The 13,562-nt window shown below is 73.3% G+C and carries 15 protein-coding genes and 1 other RNA gene; 7 read left to right on the plus strand and 9 right to left on the minus strand.

Annotation, left to right across the window (positions count from 1 at the left end):
* Window positions 1–7 precede the first annotated feature (7 nt).
* The 3 genes from ffs to H3H34_RS01180 all read left to right on the plus strand — a co-directional run bounded on the left by ffs (window position 8) and on the right by H3H34_RS01180 (window position 2,175).
* Window positions 8–103, plus strand: an RNA gene (gene ffs / locus H3H34_RS01170) — signal recognition particle sRNA small type.
* A 36-nt stretch (window positions 104–139) separates the two neighbouring features.
* Window positions 140–1,861 (plus strand): DNA polymerase III subunit gamma/tau, encoded by a 1,722-nt coding sequence (locus H3H34_RS01175; RefSeq protein ID WP_194743441.1) that lies wholly within the window; start codon window positions 140–142, stop codon window positions 1,859–1,861.
* Complete coding sequence (locus H3H34_RS01180) at window positions 1,858–2,175, plus strand: YbaB/EbfC family nucleoid-associated protein (RefSeq protein ID WP_194743442.1); 318 nt, start codon at window positions 1,858–1,860, stop codon at window positions 2,173–2,175. The genes H3H34_RS01175 and H3H34_RS01180 overlap by 4 nt, the downstream gene beginning before the upstream one ends.
* Here the strand turns inward: H3H34_RS01180 and H3H34_RS01185 are convergent.
* The 5 genes from H3H34_RS01185 to H3H34_RS01205 are packed head-to-tail and all read right to left on the minus strand — an operon-like array spanning window position 2,165 to window position 5,008.
* On the minus strand, window positions 2,165–2,863 hold the full coding sequence (locus H3H34_RS01185) for an N-acetylmuramoyl-L-alanine amidase (protein ID WP_194743443.1): 699 nt from the start codon (window positions 2,861–2,863) through the stop codon (window positions 2,165–2,167). The genes H3H34_RS01180 and H3H34_RS01185 overlap by 11 nt on opposite strands.
* Window positions 2,860–3,732, minus strand: coding sequence for a DMT family transporter (locus tag H3H34_RS01190; RefSeq protein WP_235945228.1), 873 nt, complete (start codon window positions 3,730–3,732; stop codon window positions 2,860–2,862). The genes H3H34_RS01185 and H3H34_RS01190 overlap by 4 nt, the downstream gene beginning before the upstream one ends.
* 23 nt (window positions 3,733–3,755) lie before the next feature.
* Window positions 3,756–4,328: a hypothetical protein gene (locus tag H3H34_RS01195; protein WP_194743445.1), complete on the minus strand. Its 573-nt coding sequence runs from the start codon at window positions 4,326–4,328 to the stop codon at window positions 3,756–3,758.
* A gap of 4 nt (window positions 4,329–4,332) precedes the next feature.
* Window positions 4,333–4,581: a cold-shock protein gene (locus H3H34_RS01200; RefSeq protein WP_194743446.1), complete on the minus strand. Its 249-nt coding sequence runs from the start codon at window positions 4,579–4,581 to the stop codon at window positions 4,333–4,335.
* 10 nt (window positions 4,582–4,591) lie between these two features.
* On the minus strand, window positions 4,592–5,008 hold the full coding sequence (locus tag H3H34_RS01205; protein ID WP_235945229.1) for a Mov34/MPN/PAD-1 family protein: 417 nt from the start codon (window positions 5,006–5,008) through the stop codon (window positions 4,592–4,594).
* A 21-nt stretch (window positions 5,009–5,029) separates the two neighbouring features.
* Here H3H34_RS01205 and H3H34_RS01210 point away from each other — a divergent pair, with 21 nt between their 5' ends.
* The gene (locus tag H3H34_RS01210; RefSeq protein WP_194743447.1) at window positions 5,030–5,995 is read left to right on the plus strand and encodes an RluA family pseudouridine synthase; all 966 of its coding nucleotides are present in this window, start codon (window positions 5,030–5,032) and stop codon (window positions 5,993–5,995) included.
* Window positions 5,992–6,888 (plus strand): RNA polymerase sigma factor RpoH, encoded by an 897-nt coding sequence (gene rpoH / locus H3H34_RS01215; RefSeq protein WP_194743448.1) that lies wholly within the window; start codon window positions 5,992–5,994, stop codon window positions 6,886–6,888. The genes H3H34_RS01210 and rpoH overlap by 4 nt, the downstream gene beginning before the upstream one ends.
* Window positions 6,889–7,054: 166 nt before the next feature.
* Here rpoH and queE read toward each other — a convergent pair whose 3' ends face one another.
* Genes queE through H3H34_RS01230 form a run of 3 tightly spaced genes read right to left on the minus strand, consistent with a single transcriptional unit; the run spans window position 7,055 to window position 8,831 of the window.
* Window positions 7,055–7,684, minus strand: a complete 630-nt coding sequence (gene queE / locus H3H34_RS01220) for a 7-carboxy-7-deazaguanine synthase (RefSeq protein ID WP_194743449.1) — start codon at window positions 7,682–7,684, stop codon at window positions 7,055–7,057.
* Window positions 7,672–8,379 carry a 7-cyano-7-deazaguanine synthase QueC gene (gene queC / locus H3H34_RS01225; protein WP_194743450.1) on the minus strand — a complete coding sequence of 236 codons (708 nt, stop codon included), beginning with the start codon at window positions 8,377–8,379 and terminating at the stop codon, window positions 7,672–7,674. The genes queE and queC overlap by 13 nt, the downstream gene beginning before the upstream one ends.
* Entirely contained in the window at window positions 8,376–8,831 is a 456-nt protein-coding gene (locus tag H3H34_RS01230; protein WP_194743451.1) for a DUF3429 domain-containing protein, read from the minus strand. The genes queC and H3H34_RS01230 overlap by 4 nt, the downstream gene beginning before the upstream one ends.
* 66 nt (window positions 8,832–8,897) lie before the next feature.
* Between H3H34_RS01230 and H3H34_RS01235 the strand changes: the two genes are divergently transcribed.
* Window positions 8,898–9,764, plus strand: a complete 867-nt coding sequence (locus H3H34_RS01235; protein ID WP_194743452.1) for a polysaccharide deacetylase family protein — start codon at window positions 8,898–8,900, stop codon at window positions 9,762–9,764.
* A 9-nt stretch (window positions 9,765–9,773) separates the two neighbouring features.
* Here H3H34_RS01235 and H3H34_RS01240 read toward each other — a convergent pair whose 3' ends face one another.
* A complete protein-coding gene (locus H3H34_RS01240) occupies window positions 9,774–10,334 on the minus strand; it encodes a beta/gamma crystallin-related protein (protein ID WP_194743453.1) in 561 nt (186 codons plus the stop codon).
* A gap of 109 nt (window positions 10,335–10,443) precedes the next feature.
* Between H3H34_RS01240 and H3H34_RS01245 the strand changes: the two genes are divergently transcribed.
* On the plus strand, window positions 10,444–13,521 hold the full coding sequence (locus H3H34_RS01245; RefSeq protein WP_194743454.1) for a DUF748 domain-containing protein: 3,078 nt from the start codon (window positions 10,444–10,446) through the stop codon (window positions 13,519–13,521).
* The last annotated feature ends 41 nt before the right edge of the window (window positions 13,522–13,562 follow it).

Raw genomic sequence — 13,562 nt, forward strand, 5'->3', positions numbered from 1 at the left:
CTTCTGCCGGAGGCCAGCGCGGACGGGCCGTTCGCCAACCCGGTCAGGTCCGGAAGGAAGCAGCCGTAACGAGTTCCGGCGCGGGTCGCGCTGGTCTCCACCCCCTTCCCCCGGGCAGCGGCGGAGACCGAGGTCGGCCATGAGCCTGTTTCCCGAGGATGCCGCGCCGGCTGGGCCCCCCGCCTACCGGGTGCTCGCGCGCAAGTATCGTCCTTCCGACTTCGCGTCCCTCATCGGCCAGGAGGCGATGGTCCAGACTCTGGCCAACGCCATCCGCAGCAATCGCCTGGCGCAGGCCTGGCTTCTCACGGGCGTGCGCGGCGTGGGCAAGACCTCCACGGCGCGGATCATCGCCCGCTGCCTCAACTGCACGGGGCCCGACGGCACCGGGGGCCCCACCATCACGCCCTGCGGCACCTGCGATGCCTGCGTCCAGATCGCGGCCGGCACCCACATCGACGTGATCGAGATGGACGCCGCCTCCAACACGGGCGTCGACAATGTGCGCGAGATCATCGAGGCAGTGCGCTACGCCACCGTCTCGGCGCGCTACCGCGTCTACATCATCGACGAAGTCCACATGCTTTCGAAGGGCGCGTTCAACGCGCTCCTGAAGACGCTCGAGGAGCCGCCGCCGCACGTGAAGTTCGTGCTGGCAACGACCGAGGTGGACAAGGTGCCGGCCACCATTCTCTCCCGCTGCCAGCGCTTCGATCTCCGGCGCGTGCCGGTCGCCCAGCTCGAGGCCCATTTCGCGCAGATCGCGCGGGCAGAGGGCGTGGCGGCCGAGCCTGAGGCGCTCCGCCTCATCGCCCGGGCGGCCGAAGGTTCGGTGCGCGACGGGCTCTCGATCCTCGACCAGGCGATCGCCATGGGCGGGGGCCGGCTCGAGGCCGAGCCAGTGCGCGCGCTCCTCGGGCTTGCCGGGCGGGGGCGGGTGACGCGCCTGCTTGCCGCGATCGTCGCAGGCGAGGCACCGGCCGCGCTTGCCGAGCTCGACTCGGCCCACGCGGCGGGCGCCGATCCGCTTGCCCTGCTGCGCGACCTTCTCGACCTTGTCCACCAGCTGACCCGGGCGCGGCTCGGCGGCGCGCTTGACGTGACCCTCTCCGAGGCCGACCGCGCCACCCTGGCGCCGCTTCTCGACCGGCTGGGCTTCCCCGCGCTCCACCGGCTGTGGCAGCTGCTGCTCAAGGGCCACCAGGAGGTGGCAGCTGCCCCCGACCCGGCTGCGGCGGCAGCGATGGCGGTGCTCCGCGCGGTGCATGCCGCCGGACTGCCGGGGCCAGAGGAGCTGGCGGCCCTTCTCGCCGGTGCCGACCTCGCTCCTGGCGCCAGGGCTCCCGCCAGCCCACCACCGGCCCCGCCGGCCCCCGCTTCGCCGCCTCCGGCCGCCGCCTCCCCGCCTGCCGCTCCGCCTGCCGCCGTGCCGGCCGACTTCCGCGCCCTCGTCGCCCTCGTCGCCGATCGCAACGACCCCCAGCTTGCCCGCCTGCTCACGGACAAGGTGGCCTGCCTCGCCTTCGAATCCGGCACGGTTCCCGCCCGCCTCGTGCTCCGGCCGCTGGCCGAGCTCCCGCGCGACGTGGCCTCGGGCCTCGCGCGGCAGCTCGAGGCATGGACCGGCGTTGGCTGGGACATCCGGCTGGACGCGGGCGCGCGCGATGGCATGAGCCTGCTTCAGGAAGCGGAGGCCCGGGCCGCCGCCCAGCGGGACCTCGCGCTGGCCGACCCGACGGTGAGGGCACTCCTCGAGGGCTTTCCGGAGGCCCGCCTCGTCGAGGTGGTTCCGGCGGAGGACGAGGCCAGCGAGGCCGGGGCGAATGGGCAGGATGACGACGTAACGGAGGATGCGGCGTGACCACGATCGAGGAGATCCTGAAGATGGCCGGCAACGTGCAGGCCGAGCTCGAGAAGGCGCAGGCCGCGCTTGACCGCGTGGAGGTGGAGGGCGTCTCGGGCGGCGGGCTGGTCAGGGTGGTGGCGAGCGCGAAGGGCCGGATCGTGCGGCTCGAGATCGACCCGTCGCTGCTTGCGCCCGAGAGCAAGGAGATGACCGAGGATCTCGTGGTCGCCGCCTTCAACGACGCGCGGGCGAAGGCCGACCAGGCCGCCCAGGCGATGATGCGGGAGATGACCGCCGGGTTGCCGCTGCCCCCCGGCTTCAGGCTCTGAGGCGGGCCGCTTCCTCGGCAAGCAGCGTCGCCAGCACCGCGCGCGTCTCGGGATCGATCGCGCCGTCCACGCGGGCCTGGCGGAAGCGCCGCTGGAAGGCGCGGGTGGCAGCCGCAAGGTCGGTCACGTCGTAGCCGAAGCCGGCAAGCGCCGCAGCGAAGCCGGCCTCGTCCCAGCCCGGGTCAGCGAGCAGGTGTCTCGGCCGCGCGAGCGCGAGGCCATGGGCGGCGAGCAGGCCCCAGTCGAACAGTTCGCCTGGGTCCTCCTTGCGGGTCGGCGCGTGGTCGGAGTGGCCGATGACGTCGGCGCGGTCGATCCCGTGGCGGGTGACGATCTCGCGGGTGAGCCAGACCACCGCCTCCATCTGCCGGCGCGGGAAGGGCCGGTAGCCCCACTGGTGCCCGGGGTTGTGGATCTCCACCCCGACCGAGGCACTGTTCATGTCGGTGACGCCGCGGAAGCTGCCGCGCCCGGCGTGCCAGGCGCGCCGGTCTTCCGCGACCAGCTGGGTGAGCGTGCCGTCCTCGTCGACGAACCAGTGGGCGGAGACGCGCGACTCCGGGTTGCACAGCCAGTCGAGCGCCTCTGCCGCCCGCGGCATGCCGGTGTAGTGGAGCATGAGGAAGCGCACGGGCGCCCGGCGCTCGTCATGGTTGGGCGAGGGGCGGAAGCCGATCATCCGGCTCATGCCGCCCCCTTCCGGGCGGTCCTCAAGGCAATGATGGCAACCCCGGTGAGCGTCACGGCTGCGCCGAGCAGCATGGGGAGCGTCACCGGCGTCCGGTACCAGAGGGTCGCGAGCACGATGGCGAGGAGGGGGGTCGGGAGTGTCAGGGGCGTGATGGTCGAGACCGGGTAGCGCTGGAGCATCCACGCCATGCCTGCATGCCCGACGAGCGAGGACATGAGGCCCGAGTAGACGATCCAGCCCAGGGCCGAAAGCGGCATGGCGGGCAGCCGGGCGAGCGCGCCCGGCTCGACGACCATGCTTGCCAGCACGAGGAGCGGAAGCGAGGCGAGCGCCTGCCAGCCCATGAGGTTGAGCACGTGGATTCCCGTCGCCCGCCGCAGCAGCAGGGTGGAGGCGGCCCAGAGGAAGGCGGCCAGCACGGTGAGGAGAAGCGCCAGCCGTTCGTCGAACACGCGCGGGTCGAACACGAGGATGGCAACGCCTGCGAAGCTGAGGACGATGCCGAGCGTGCGCCGCCACTGGATCCGCTCGCCGGCGAAGGCGACGGCGAGGAGGAGGCTGAAGGGCACCCCGAGCTGGCCGGCGATGGCAAGCGCCGAGACGCTGGTCGCAAGGTGGAAGGAAAGCGCGCCAAGCCCGAACGAGCCGCCAAGGAGCAGGCCCGAGCCAAGCACGAGCGCCATCCGCGGCGGCGGGCGGCCGTCCGCCGGCAGCCCTGCGACCCACTGCACGAAGGGCAGGCAGACGGGGAGCATGATGGCGTAGCGCAAGGCGACCGAGGCGAGCGGCGGCACGGCCGTCACCGATTCCTTGATGGCGATGATGTTGCCGGCCCAGAGCAGGCAGATGCCGAGCATCAACGCCATGTGGAGCGGGCGCATCGGGGCGCTCAGCCGCGCGGCCGGAAAACGAGCCCGTCGGAGCTGGGCGTCACGTCAAGGGGCCCGAGCAAAGCGACCGCGAACGCTGCCCCCACCGCTGCGGGCTCCTCGGCAGGAGCGCCGGCAAGCACCGCGGCGAGCGCCGCACCGGGGGGGCGGACCCTGCCCTCGAGCTGCAGCTGCGGCCGCCCCGCCGGCCCCTGTTCGCGCCCGAGCACCATGCGCCCCGGCGCGGAGAGGAGGGCCGCGGTGTCGAGCGCGAGCGCGGCAAGTCCGCGGACGGCGGGGGGGAGAAGCCCGTCCGGCACGGCGGTGACCCCATGCGGCGCGACCGCGGGCGCGAGCAGGCCGAGGTCGAACGGCTCGTCCAAGCCTGCGCCGAACAGCGCCCGGAACAGGGCGAGCCGTGCCTCGGCCTGCCCCAGCGCCGCGCGCGCGACCGGGTCTGGCTCCGGGCCCATCTCGAGCGCGATGCCGAGCGCCCCGAGCGGGGTGGCCAGGTCATGGGCGAGCCGGCGCACGAGGAGGGTATCGAGGGCTGCCCCACCCGCCCGCGCCTTCGCTTCCGGTCGGCCCGTCACGCCCTCAGGCGCCCGCGGGAGGGTCGTTGCGCCTTCGCCCCCGGCTCTCCCTCGGCGTGACGGCGCGGGCGATCACCCGGCCATCGCCCGTCTGGACCAGCTCGAACTCGACCTCCGTGCCCGGCGCCAGCGCAACGCCCCGGTCTCCCACCACGGCCGAGGCGTGCACGAACGCATCGCGCGGGCCGTAGTGCGGCCGGACGAAGCCGAAGCCGCGCGCCGGGTCGAACCAGAGGACCGTGCCCGTTGCCATGCCCGGCCTGCTACAGGAGCGGCGGTTCGACCGGAAGGGGGCGGAAGCCAAGGGCCGCCTCCCGGTCCGGAAGCCAGGCGGCAAGCCCCCCGGGGCCGACGATGATCCACACCCACGTCGGGTCAGTCACGCCGGCGCGGTCGGCGGCACTGGGCGCGAGCGGGCCTGATGGGTGGCTGTGCCAGACGCCCACGGCTGCGGGGCCCCCGGCCCGCGCGGCCCGCTGCACCTCGAGGAGATGCCGCGGGTCCACCTCGAACGCCTGCGCGGGCGTTGCCGCGACGTTGGCGGCGACGCTCGCGCTCCTGACCCAGACGTCTCCCCCGGCCGCCTCGCCGAACAGGAGCCCGCAAGCCTCGTGCGGCCGGGCTGCGCGCCACGCCCGCTCCATCGTCTCCCGGGCCGGGCTTGCCAGACGCACGCGCATGGTCCCATTTCGAGGCCGGCGATGAGCGGGCGTCAAGCCGAACGGCGGGTGCTGGGGCCGGAGGCGGCGGGCCTCCGCCTCGACCGCGCGCTCGCGCTCGCACTGCCCGCGTGGTCGCGCGAGCGGCTGAAGGCGCTGATTGCCGCAGGCGAGGTCGAGGTGGACGGCGTGACGGCGCGCGACCCGGCACGGCGCGTGGCAGGTGGCGAGGCCGTGCAGGTGCGGCTGCCGGAGCCGGCGCCGGCGGCGGCGCTCCCCCAGCCGATCCCGCTTGCCGTGGTGTACGAGGACGAGCATCTTCTCGTCGTCGACAAGCCGGCCGGCCTCGTCGTCCACCCGGCTGCCGGCAACCCGGACGGCACGCTCGTCAATGCCCTGCTCCACCACTGCGGGGGCCGGCTCTCGGGCATCGGCGGCGTGGCGCGCCCCGGCATCGTCCATCGCATCGACAAGGACACCTCGGGCCTTCTCGTCGTCGCCAAGACCGATCCGGCCCATCGCGGGCTTGCCCGCCAGTTCGCGGCCCACTGCGTCGGGCGGCGTTACCTTGCCGTGGTCCTCGGCCTTCCGCTGCCGCCCGCCGGGCGAATCGCCACCCATCTCGCCCGGTCGGAGCGCAACCGCCACCGCATGGCAGCCGTGGACCCGCCGCGTGGAAAGCCTGCCGTCACCCACTATCGCGTGATCGAGCCGCTCAAGGGCGCGGCCGTCGTCGAGTGCCGGCTCGAGACGGGGCGGACGCACCAGGTGCGGGCCCACATGGCCCACATCGGCCACCCGCTGCTCGGCGACCAGCTCTACGGCGGACGGCGGGTCATGGGCTGCGGCATCGCGCGCCAGGCGCTTCATGCACGGAGCCTTGCCTTCCGGCACCCGGTGACGCAGGTAAATCTTGAATTCGAAAGTCCGGTTTCGGAGGATATTCAGGCGTTGGTCAGCCGGCTTCGCGTTGAAGGGTCCCAAGCCTCGTCGAAAGGGCGCACATGACGACCAATCTGCCACAGTCGATTCCTGCCCTCGGCCCGGACGTCTCGCTCAACCGCTATCTGGCCGAGATCCGCAAGTTTCCCATCCTCTCGCCCGAAGAGGAGTATATGCTGGCCAAGCGCTGGCAGGAGCACCAGGACCCTGAGGCGGCGAAGAAGCTCGTCACCTCCCATCTCCGGCTCGTGGCCAAGATCGCGATGGGCTACCGCGGCTACGGCCTTCCGCTCTCCGAGCTCATCTCGGAGGGCAACATCGGCCTCATGCAGGGGGTGAAGAAGTTCGAGCCCGACCGCGGCTTCCGGCTCGCCACCTATGCCATGTGGTGGATCAAGGCCGCCATCCAGGAATACATCCTGCGCTCCTGGAGCCTGGTGAAGATCGGCACCACGGCCGCGCAGAAGAAGCTCTTCTTCAACCTCCGCCGGATGAAGGGGAAGCTCGAGGCGATCGATGATGGCGACCTCCACCCGGACGACGTGCGGAAGATCGCCCAGGACCTCGGCGTCTCGGAAGAGGACGTCATCTCGATGAACCGGCGGATGGCCAAGGGTGGGGACACGAGCCTCAACGCGCCCTTGCGCGACGATGGCGAGGGCGAGTGGCAGGACTGGCTGACCGATGAGGGCCCGGCGCAGGACGAGGTGCTGGCCGAGGCCGAGGAGGCCGACATCCGCCACGAGCTCCTTCGCGAGGCGCTCATGACGCTGAACGAGCGCGAGCGCCACATCCTCACCCAGCGGCGGCTGGTGGATGAGCCGCAGACGCTCGAGGAGCTTTCGGCCCAGTATGGCGTCTCACGCGAGCGGATCCGCCAGATCGAGGTCCGCGCCTTCGAGAAGCTGCAGAAGGAGATGGTGCGCCTCTCGCGGGAGCGGAAGCTGATCGAGGCCTGACGCAGGCCTCGCCGGCCACCCCTGACCGGGGTCAGGCCGCGTCGGCAGCCCCATGCGCCGGGCCGGGGATGGGCGGACCGGCCCTCGCCTGCGCGGCGGCCGCGGCGCACCATGACCCATCCCGGCCTCCCCCATCTCGATGCGGCAAAGCTGTGGGCCCCGGCCCCTAGGGCAGGCCGGTCAGCTTGTGGGTCTGGAGCGAGAGCCGCCAGCGCGGGTGGGCAAGGCAGTGGCGGATGGCCGCCCGCGTGTTGGCCTCCCGCTCGGGCCCGTCCATCGGCTGGAGGAAGAAGTGGCGGAACGCCCAGCCCTCGACCGCCTCGGGCGGGAGCCCGGGCTGGGGAAAGACCAGCTTCAGCTCGTCGCCCGCGCGGAGCACCGTCTCGGCGCCCGCCTTGGGGGAGACACAGATCCAGTCCAGCCCCGGCGGGGCCGGCAGCGTCCCGTTGGTCTCGATTGCGACGCGGAAGCCGCGGGCGTGGAGCGCGTCGACGAGCGGGGTGTCGAGCTGGAGGAGCGGCTCGCCGCCCGTCATCACCACGAGGCGGTGCGCCGGTTCGGGCCCCCACGCGGCAGCGATCGCATGCGCCAGGCTCTCTGCGTCCGCGAACCGGCCGCCACCGGGCCCGTCGGTGCCGACGAAGTCGGTGTCGCAGAAGCGGCAGGTGGCCCGCGCCCGGTCGGCCTCGCGGCCCGACCAGAGATTGCAGCCCGCAAAGCGGCAGAAGACGGCGCGCATCCCCGTCTGCGCACCCTCGCCCTGGAGGGTCACGTAGAGCTCCTTCACGGCGTACATGCGTAGTCCGTCGGGTCGGGGACGCCGGCCTCGGCGAAGCCCTTCCGGCGCAGCCGGCAGCTGTCGCAGAGGCCGCAGTGGCGGCCGCCGGGTGCCGGGTCGTAGCAGGACCAGGTGAGGCGCGCGTCGAGCCCGGCCTCGGCGGCTGCCTTCACGATGCCGGCCTTGGTGAGGTGGACGAGGGGGGCGTGCACGCGGAACCGGGCCGCACCCTCGACGCCCGCGCGGGTGGCGAGGTTGGCAAGCGCCTCGAAGGCCGAAATGAACGCGGGCCGGCAGTCGGGGTAGCCGGAGTAGTCGAGCGCGTTGACGCCGATCACGAGGTCGCTTGCGCCCTCGGCCTCGGCAAGGGCGAGGGCGAGCGAGAGGAAGATGGTGTTGCGCGCCGGGACATAGGTGACGGGGATTCCGGGTGCGACGCCCGCCTTGGGGACCGGGATGTCGGCCGTCAGCGCCGAGCCGCCGAAGGCCCTGAGGTCGAGGGGGAGGACGACGTGGCGCGCGACCCGCCATGCCTCGGCCAGGCGGCGGGCGGCCTCGAGCTCGAGGCGGTGGCGCTGGCCATAGTCGAGGGTGAGCGCGACGGTGCGTGCGCCGGCCCGGGCCGCCAGCGCGAGGCAGGTGGCGCTGTCGAGCCCGCCCGAGAGGAGGACGACGGCCGTCCGCCCGGCGAGCTCCTTGAGCGCCGCGCTCATGGCCCGAGGGCGCCGGCGGCCGGCAGCAGGGCGACCAGCCCGAGGGCGACGGTGAGGACGCCGAGCGCAACAGACAGCGGCACGCGCAGGCGCATCCAGCCTGCAGGCGCGAGGCCGAGCCGGACGAGGGCGCGATCGACGGGAAGGGTTGCCATGATGACGAGGCCGAGGACGATGAGCCGGCCCGGCGTCATCGCCAGCAGCAAGGCCAGCGCAGCGAGGCTCGGGGCCACGGCAACGAGGTAGAGCGGCCAGGCCCGTTCCGGGCCGGCGCGGGTGGCGAGCCCCCACCAGGCGCCGCCGAGGAAGGAGAGGATGAGCCCGGAGTAGAGCGCGCCGGCGCGGAAGGCGAATTCGGGCACCGGCGGCGGGGCGAGCACGGCGGCACCGAGCGCCGCGGCGGCGGGCAGGAGGCCGGACCAGCCGAGAAGCATGGCGGGGCGGGGCAGCATGGCGTGGTGCCTAGAGCCTTGCCGGCCGATGTGCCAAGGGCGGGCAGACGGTTCGGGGAGATGCGCATGGAGCAGGAACGGATGGCATGGCCTGGGGGCGCGAAGGTGGCGCTCTCGATCGTCGTCAACGTCGAGGAAGGCTCGGAGATGACGGTGGCCCGCGGCGACAGGGGCATGGAGCCGGTCGACGAGCTCGGCGTCTTCGTGAAGGCGCCCATCCGCAACTTCGCAAACGAATCCAACTATCTCTACGGCATCAAGGCGGGTGCGCCCAGAGTGGTGGAGCTGCTGCGCCGCTACCGGGTGGCAGCCTCGTGGACGGTGGCAGCCATGAGCCTCGAGACCCACCCCGAGGTGGCCGCCGCCATCCGCGAGCTCGGCCACGAGCCCGTCGCGCACGGGTGGCGCTGGATCCACCAGTTCCGCATGGACGAGGCGGCCGAGCGCGACTTCATCCGCCGTGCGGCCGACAGCATCGAGGCCTCGACCGGCACGCGGCCCATGGGCTGGCTGTCGCGCTACCTCCTCACGCCGAACACCCGCCGGCTCCTCGTCGAGGAGGGCTTTGCCTATCACATGGACGACTATTCGGGCGACGTGCCCTTCTGGGACCGGGAGACGGTGCCCGGGCGTCCGATGGTCATCATGCCCTATGCGCTCGACACCAACGACATGAAGATGTGGACCGACCCGGCCTACACGCCCGACGCGTGGCTTGCCTATGCGCGCCACAGCTTCGACCAGCTGTGGCGGGAAGGCGAGGCAGGCTTCCCGAAAATGATGAGCCTTGGCCTGCATCTCAGGATCATCGGCCGGCCGGGGCGGATCTGGGCCTTCGAGGAGTTCCTCCGCCACGTCACCGCCAAGCCCGGCGTGTGGATTGCAACGCGCGGCGAGATCGCCCGCCACTTCGCGGCGACCCACCCGGCCTGAACGTCCGCGTCAGCTCCGCGTGCAGAGCACGTCGGCGAGATAGTTGCGCCCGCGGATCGTCTCCGTCCGCTGGAAGGCCGAGCGGTTCCACCCGCCCGAGCGGCAGAAGCTGTCGGCACTGCGCTGGACGCAGGCCGCCGAGGCAAGGCCGCCGGGGCAGGCCTCGACCCGGTAGCCCCGGCTGGCGGGCTGCGGGAAATATTCGGACATCATGCCCCGCATGCTGCGGTTGTCGGAGGGGACCTGGCCCCAGCCGCCCCAGCCCGAATCGCCCACGGGGCGGATCGACTGCAGCCGGCCGCGCCAGCCATGGGTCATGGCGAGGTTGGGGCTCGAGGACGAGAGGGTGAGGCAGCGGCCGCGGAAGTTGCGCTCCGGGCAGAGCTCCCAGGTGCCGGAGGCGACCCGGATGCTGTTGACTGGCCATGCCAGCCGGAGGTCGGGGTTTGCCTCCGAGACGGCGACGGCCGGCCCGCTGAAGCCGCGATCGCGATAGACGGTGACCTCGTTTGCCGCGAGCGGCGCGGCAGCGGCCGCGGCGAGGGCGAGCAGGGCGGGCTTCGCGTGCATGAAAATCCTCCCGCCCCCGCCCTAGCCGAGCGGCAGCCGCGTGCAAGGGTAAACGGCTTGACGCCGCGGCGCCCGCGCGCCCCTATGCGGGCGGACGGAGGAGGAGCGCGTGGGACTGGCGCGACGCTGGTGGGTCTGGCTGCCGCTCGCGCTGGCCCTTGGTCTCGTCGGCCTCTGGTGGGGCGCGCGGACCCTCGTCCCCAGCCTCGTCCGCGACCGCGCCGAGGCCTGGACTCGCGACCGGCTCGGCATGGAGCTGGCGCTTGGCGCCGTGCGCTTCGATCCGCTGCGCTTGGCGCTCGATCTCGAGGGCCTCGCGCTTCCGGCCGCTGCGCCCATGGTGTCCGCGCGCGCGCTCCACGTCGACCTCTCGTGGCGCTCCCTCCTGTCCGGCACGCCGCGCCTCGATGCGGTGCGGATCGACTCGCCCCGGATCGAGGCAGAGCTCGACACCGACGGCCGCCTGAACCTCGCCCGGCTTCTTCCGCCCGACGATGGCGAGCCCGTGCCCTCGCTCTTCATTGCCGACCTTCGGGTCGAGCGCGGGCAGCTTGGCTTTGCCGACCGCCGGCGCGGGGCCGAGGCGCGCGTGCGCCTGCTGCCCTTCGCCTTCGTGCTCTCCGATCTCCACACCACCCGCGACGCCGGCGGCCGCTTCCGCCTTGCCGGCACCACGCCGGCCGGCGAGGGCCTGGCCTGGGAGGGGACGGTTGCGCTGACGCCGCTCGCCTCGACCGGCGCGGTCGCCATCCGCGGCCTCGATGGCGCGCGGGCCGCGGCATTCCTGGGGGACGATCTCCCGGCCGACGTTCGCGCCGGCCGGGCCGACATCGTCCTTCCCTACCGCGTGGCGCTCTCGGGCGAACGCCTGGGCCTCACGCTGGTGCGACCGCGGGCGACCGTCTCCGGCCTCGCCCTTGCCGCCCGGCCCGAGACCCTCCGCGCGACCATCGCGGCCGGCGGAGTCGCGCTCGAAGCGGACCGGCTGGAGCTGACGCAGGCGCCCGGCGCCGGCCTTGCCTGGTCGCTTGCGGCACCCGCCATCGAGGTCCGCGAGGTGAAGGTGGCGGGCACCGGCCCCGCGGCGGGCGAGGGCTTCGGCGTGGCGCGCATCGCCCTTGCCGACCTCCGCGCCGGGCACGATGCCCCGCTTGCCATCGGCCGGGTGCGGGTGGAGGGGCTGGAGGCCGACCTCGTGCGCGCGCCCGGCGGCGCCATCCGGCTGCGGAAGCTCCTGCCCGAGCGCCCGGCCGGCGGCGGGGAAGGGGCACCGCCGGTCGCGATCGGGCGGATCGAGCTCGCTGGCGCCCGCATCCGCTTCGACGAGCGCTCGACGCCGCGCAAGGCCCGCTACACGCTTGCGCCGCTCGACGCCGTCGTGACCGGCTTTGCGACCGAAGCCGCCGCGCCGCTCGAGGTGAGCCTCTCCGGCGGGCTCGATGGCCGGCCGCTCCGGGTGTCGGGCACGGTTGCGGCCGACGGCAGCCGTGCCGATCTCGCCGTCCGCCTCTCCGCCCTGCCGCTGACCATGGCGCTCCCCTACCTGCCCGACTTCCCGGCGCTCGAGCTCATCTCCGGCACGCTCGGGATCGACGGGCGCATCCGCTACGCCGCCGGACGGCGTGGCGCGCCCCAGCTCGGCTTCGACGGGGCCGTGGAGGTGACCGGCTTCCGCCTGCGCGAACTGGTCCGCAACAGCGACCTCGTCCGCTTCGCGGCGCTCAGCATGCGCGGGATCGGCTATGACGGGCGCGAGCTCTCCATTGCCGACGCCCTGCTGGTACGGCCCGTGGGCCAGGTGGCGCTCCTCGATGACGGCCAGTTCAACTACGGCTTCCTGCTGGACGAGGGCACGTCGGTCGAGGCGGCACGCGCGCGTCTTGCCGCCCGGCAGCAGCCGGCGCGCAAGCTCACCCGCCCCGAGCGGCGCGAGGCGCGCGCCCGGGCCGAGGCGGAGCGGGCCGCAAGGGCTGCCGCACGGGCGCAGCCCAGGCCGCCGCCGGCCGAGCCCGCGCTGCCGCTCGTCATCCGGAGGCTCCGCATTGCCGACGGCACCTTCGCCTTTGCCGACCTCGTGGTCGAGCCGGACTTCCGCGCCGAGATCCTTGCCGTCAACGGCACGATGACCGGCGTGACCAACCGGCCCGGCCGGGTCGCCGAGGTCGATCTCAAGGGCCATGTCGTCGACCGCTTTTCCCCGGTCGAGATCCGCGGGCGGATGAACCTGTTCGACTATGCGGAAGCGACGGACATGCGCCTCGTCTTCCGCAACATCGATCTTCCCGTCTTCAACCCCTATTCGGGCACCTACGCGGGCTATGCCATTGCCAAGGGGAAGCTCTCGGCCGAGCTCGACTACCGCGTCGCGAACGCGGCCCTTGCCGCCAACCACCGGGTGGTCATCGACCAGCTGGAGTGGGGCGAGGCGACCGAGAGCCGGCAGAAGGTGGGCCTGCCGGTGCGCCTTGCGACCGCCATCCTCAAGGACCGGCGCGGGGTGATCACCCTCGAGCTGCCGGTCTCGGGCACGGTTGACGACCCCGAGTTCCGGCTCGGGCCGCTCATCTGGAAGGCGCTCGGCCAGTTCCTGGGCAAGCTGGTGACGGCCCCCTTCCGCGCGCTCGGCGGCCTTTTCGCCGACCGCGAGGACGCGCACGTCCTCTTCTTCGCGCCGGGCTCCGCAGACCTGCCCGATGGCGCCGCGGCCACCCTTGCCGAGCTTGGCCGGGCGCTCGCGGAGCGGCCCGCGCTGCGGCTCGACATCCCTGCCTCGCCCGGGCTTGCCGCCGATGCCGATGCCATGGCCGCGGCCGCGCTTGATGCGGCCCTTCTTGCGCGCGCCGGCCGCAAGGCAAGCGCGCTCGCCGAGATTCCGCTCGAGCGCCAGGAGGAGCTGCTGCGCGACCTCCATCGGGCGCGGCTTGGCGCCAGGCCGGAGCTGCCCGAGGCCGAGGGGGACCGCGAGGCCCGGCGCGCGGCGCGGGTCGAGGCGATGCGTGCAGCGCTCCTGCCCGGCTTCCGGCCGGATGCAGCGGCGCTGCGGGCGCTGGGCGAGGCACGGGCGACGGCCGTCAGGGCTGCCGTGCTTGCCGTTCCCGACGTGGACCCTGCCCGGGTGTTCCTCGACGGCAACGACCGCCTGGAGCTCCGCGACAGTCGGGTGGCGATGGAGCTCAGGCTCCGCTGAGCCCGGCGGCGTGGCTGGCGGTGGGTCGGGTCGGCCCTGCT

It is taken from the genome of Thermaurantiacus tibetensis (assembly GCF_015354055.1).
Classification (GTDB): domain Bacteria; phylum Pseudomonadota; class Alphaproteobacteria; order Sphingomonadales; family Sphingomonadaceae; genus Thermaurantiacus; species Thermaurantiacus tibetensis.

Coding starts and splice junctions, on each gene's coding strand:
- H3H34_RS01175 (WP_194743441.1), top strand. CDS start 140: ATGAGCCTGTTTCCCGAGGATGCCGCGCCGGCTGGGCCCCCCGCCTAC.
- H3H34_RS01185 (WP_194743443.1), bottom strand. CDS start 2,863: ATGAGCCGGATGATCGGCTTCCGCCCCTCGCCCAACCATGACGAGCGC.
- H3H34_RS01190 (WP_235945228.1), bottom strand. CDS start 3,732: ATGGCGTTGATGCTCGGCATCTGCCTGCTCTGGGCCGGCAACATCATC.
- H3H34_RS01200 (WP_194743446.1), bottom strand. CDS start 4,581: ATGGCAACGGGCACGGTCCTCTGGTTCGACCCGGCGCGCGGCTTCGGC.
- H3H34_RS01205 (WP_235945229.1), bottom strand. CDS start 5,008: ATGCGCGTGCGTCTGGCAAGCCCGGCCCGGGAGACGATGGAGCGGGCG.
- H3H34_RS01210 (WP_194743447.1), top strand. CDS start 5,030: ATGAGCGGGCGTCAAGCCGAACGGCGGGTGCTGGGGCCGGAGGCGGCG.
- rpoH (WP_194743448.1), top strand. CDS start 5,992: ATGACGACCAATCTGCCACAGTCGATTCCTGCCCTCGGCCCGGACGTC.
- queE (WP_194743449.1), bottom strand. CDS start 7,684: ATGTACGCCGTGAAGGAGCTCTACGTGACCCTCCAGGGCGAGGGTGCG.
- queC (WP_194743450.1), bottom strand. CDS start 8,379: ATGAGCGCGGCGCTCAAGGAGCTCGCCGGGCGGACGGCCGTCGTCCTC.
- H3H34_RS01230 (WP_194743451.1), bottom strand. CDS start 8,831: ATGCTGCCCCGCCCCGCCATGCTTCTCGGCTGGTCCGGCCTCCTGCCC.
- H3H34_RS01235 (WP_194743452.1), top strand. CDS start 8,898: ATGGAGCAGGAACGGATGGCATGGCCTGGGGGCGCGAAGGTGGCGCTC.
- H3H34_RS01240 (WP_194743453.1), bottom strand. CDS start 10,334: ATGCACGCGAAGCCCGCCCTGCTCGCCCTCGCCGCGGCCGCTGCCGCG.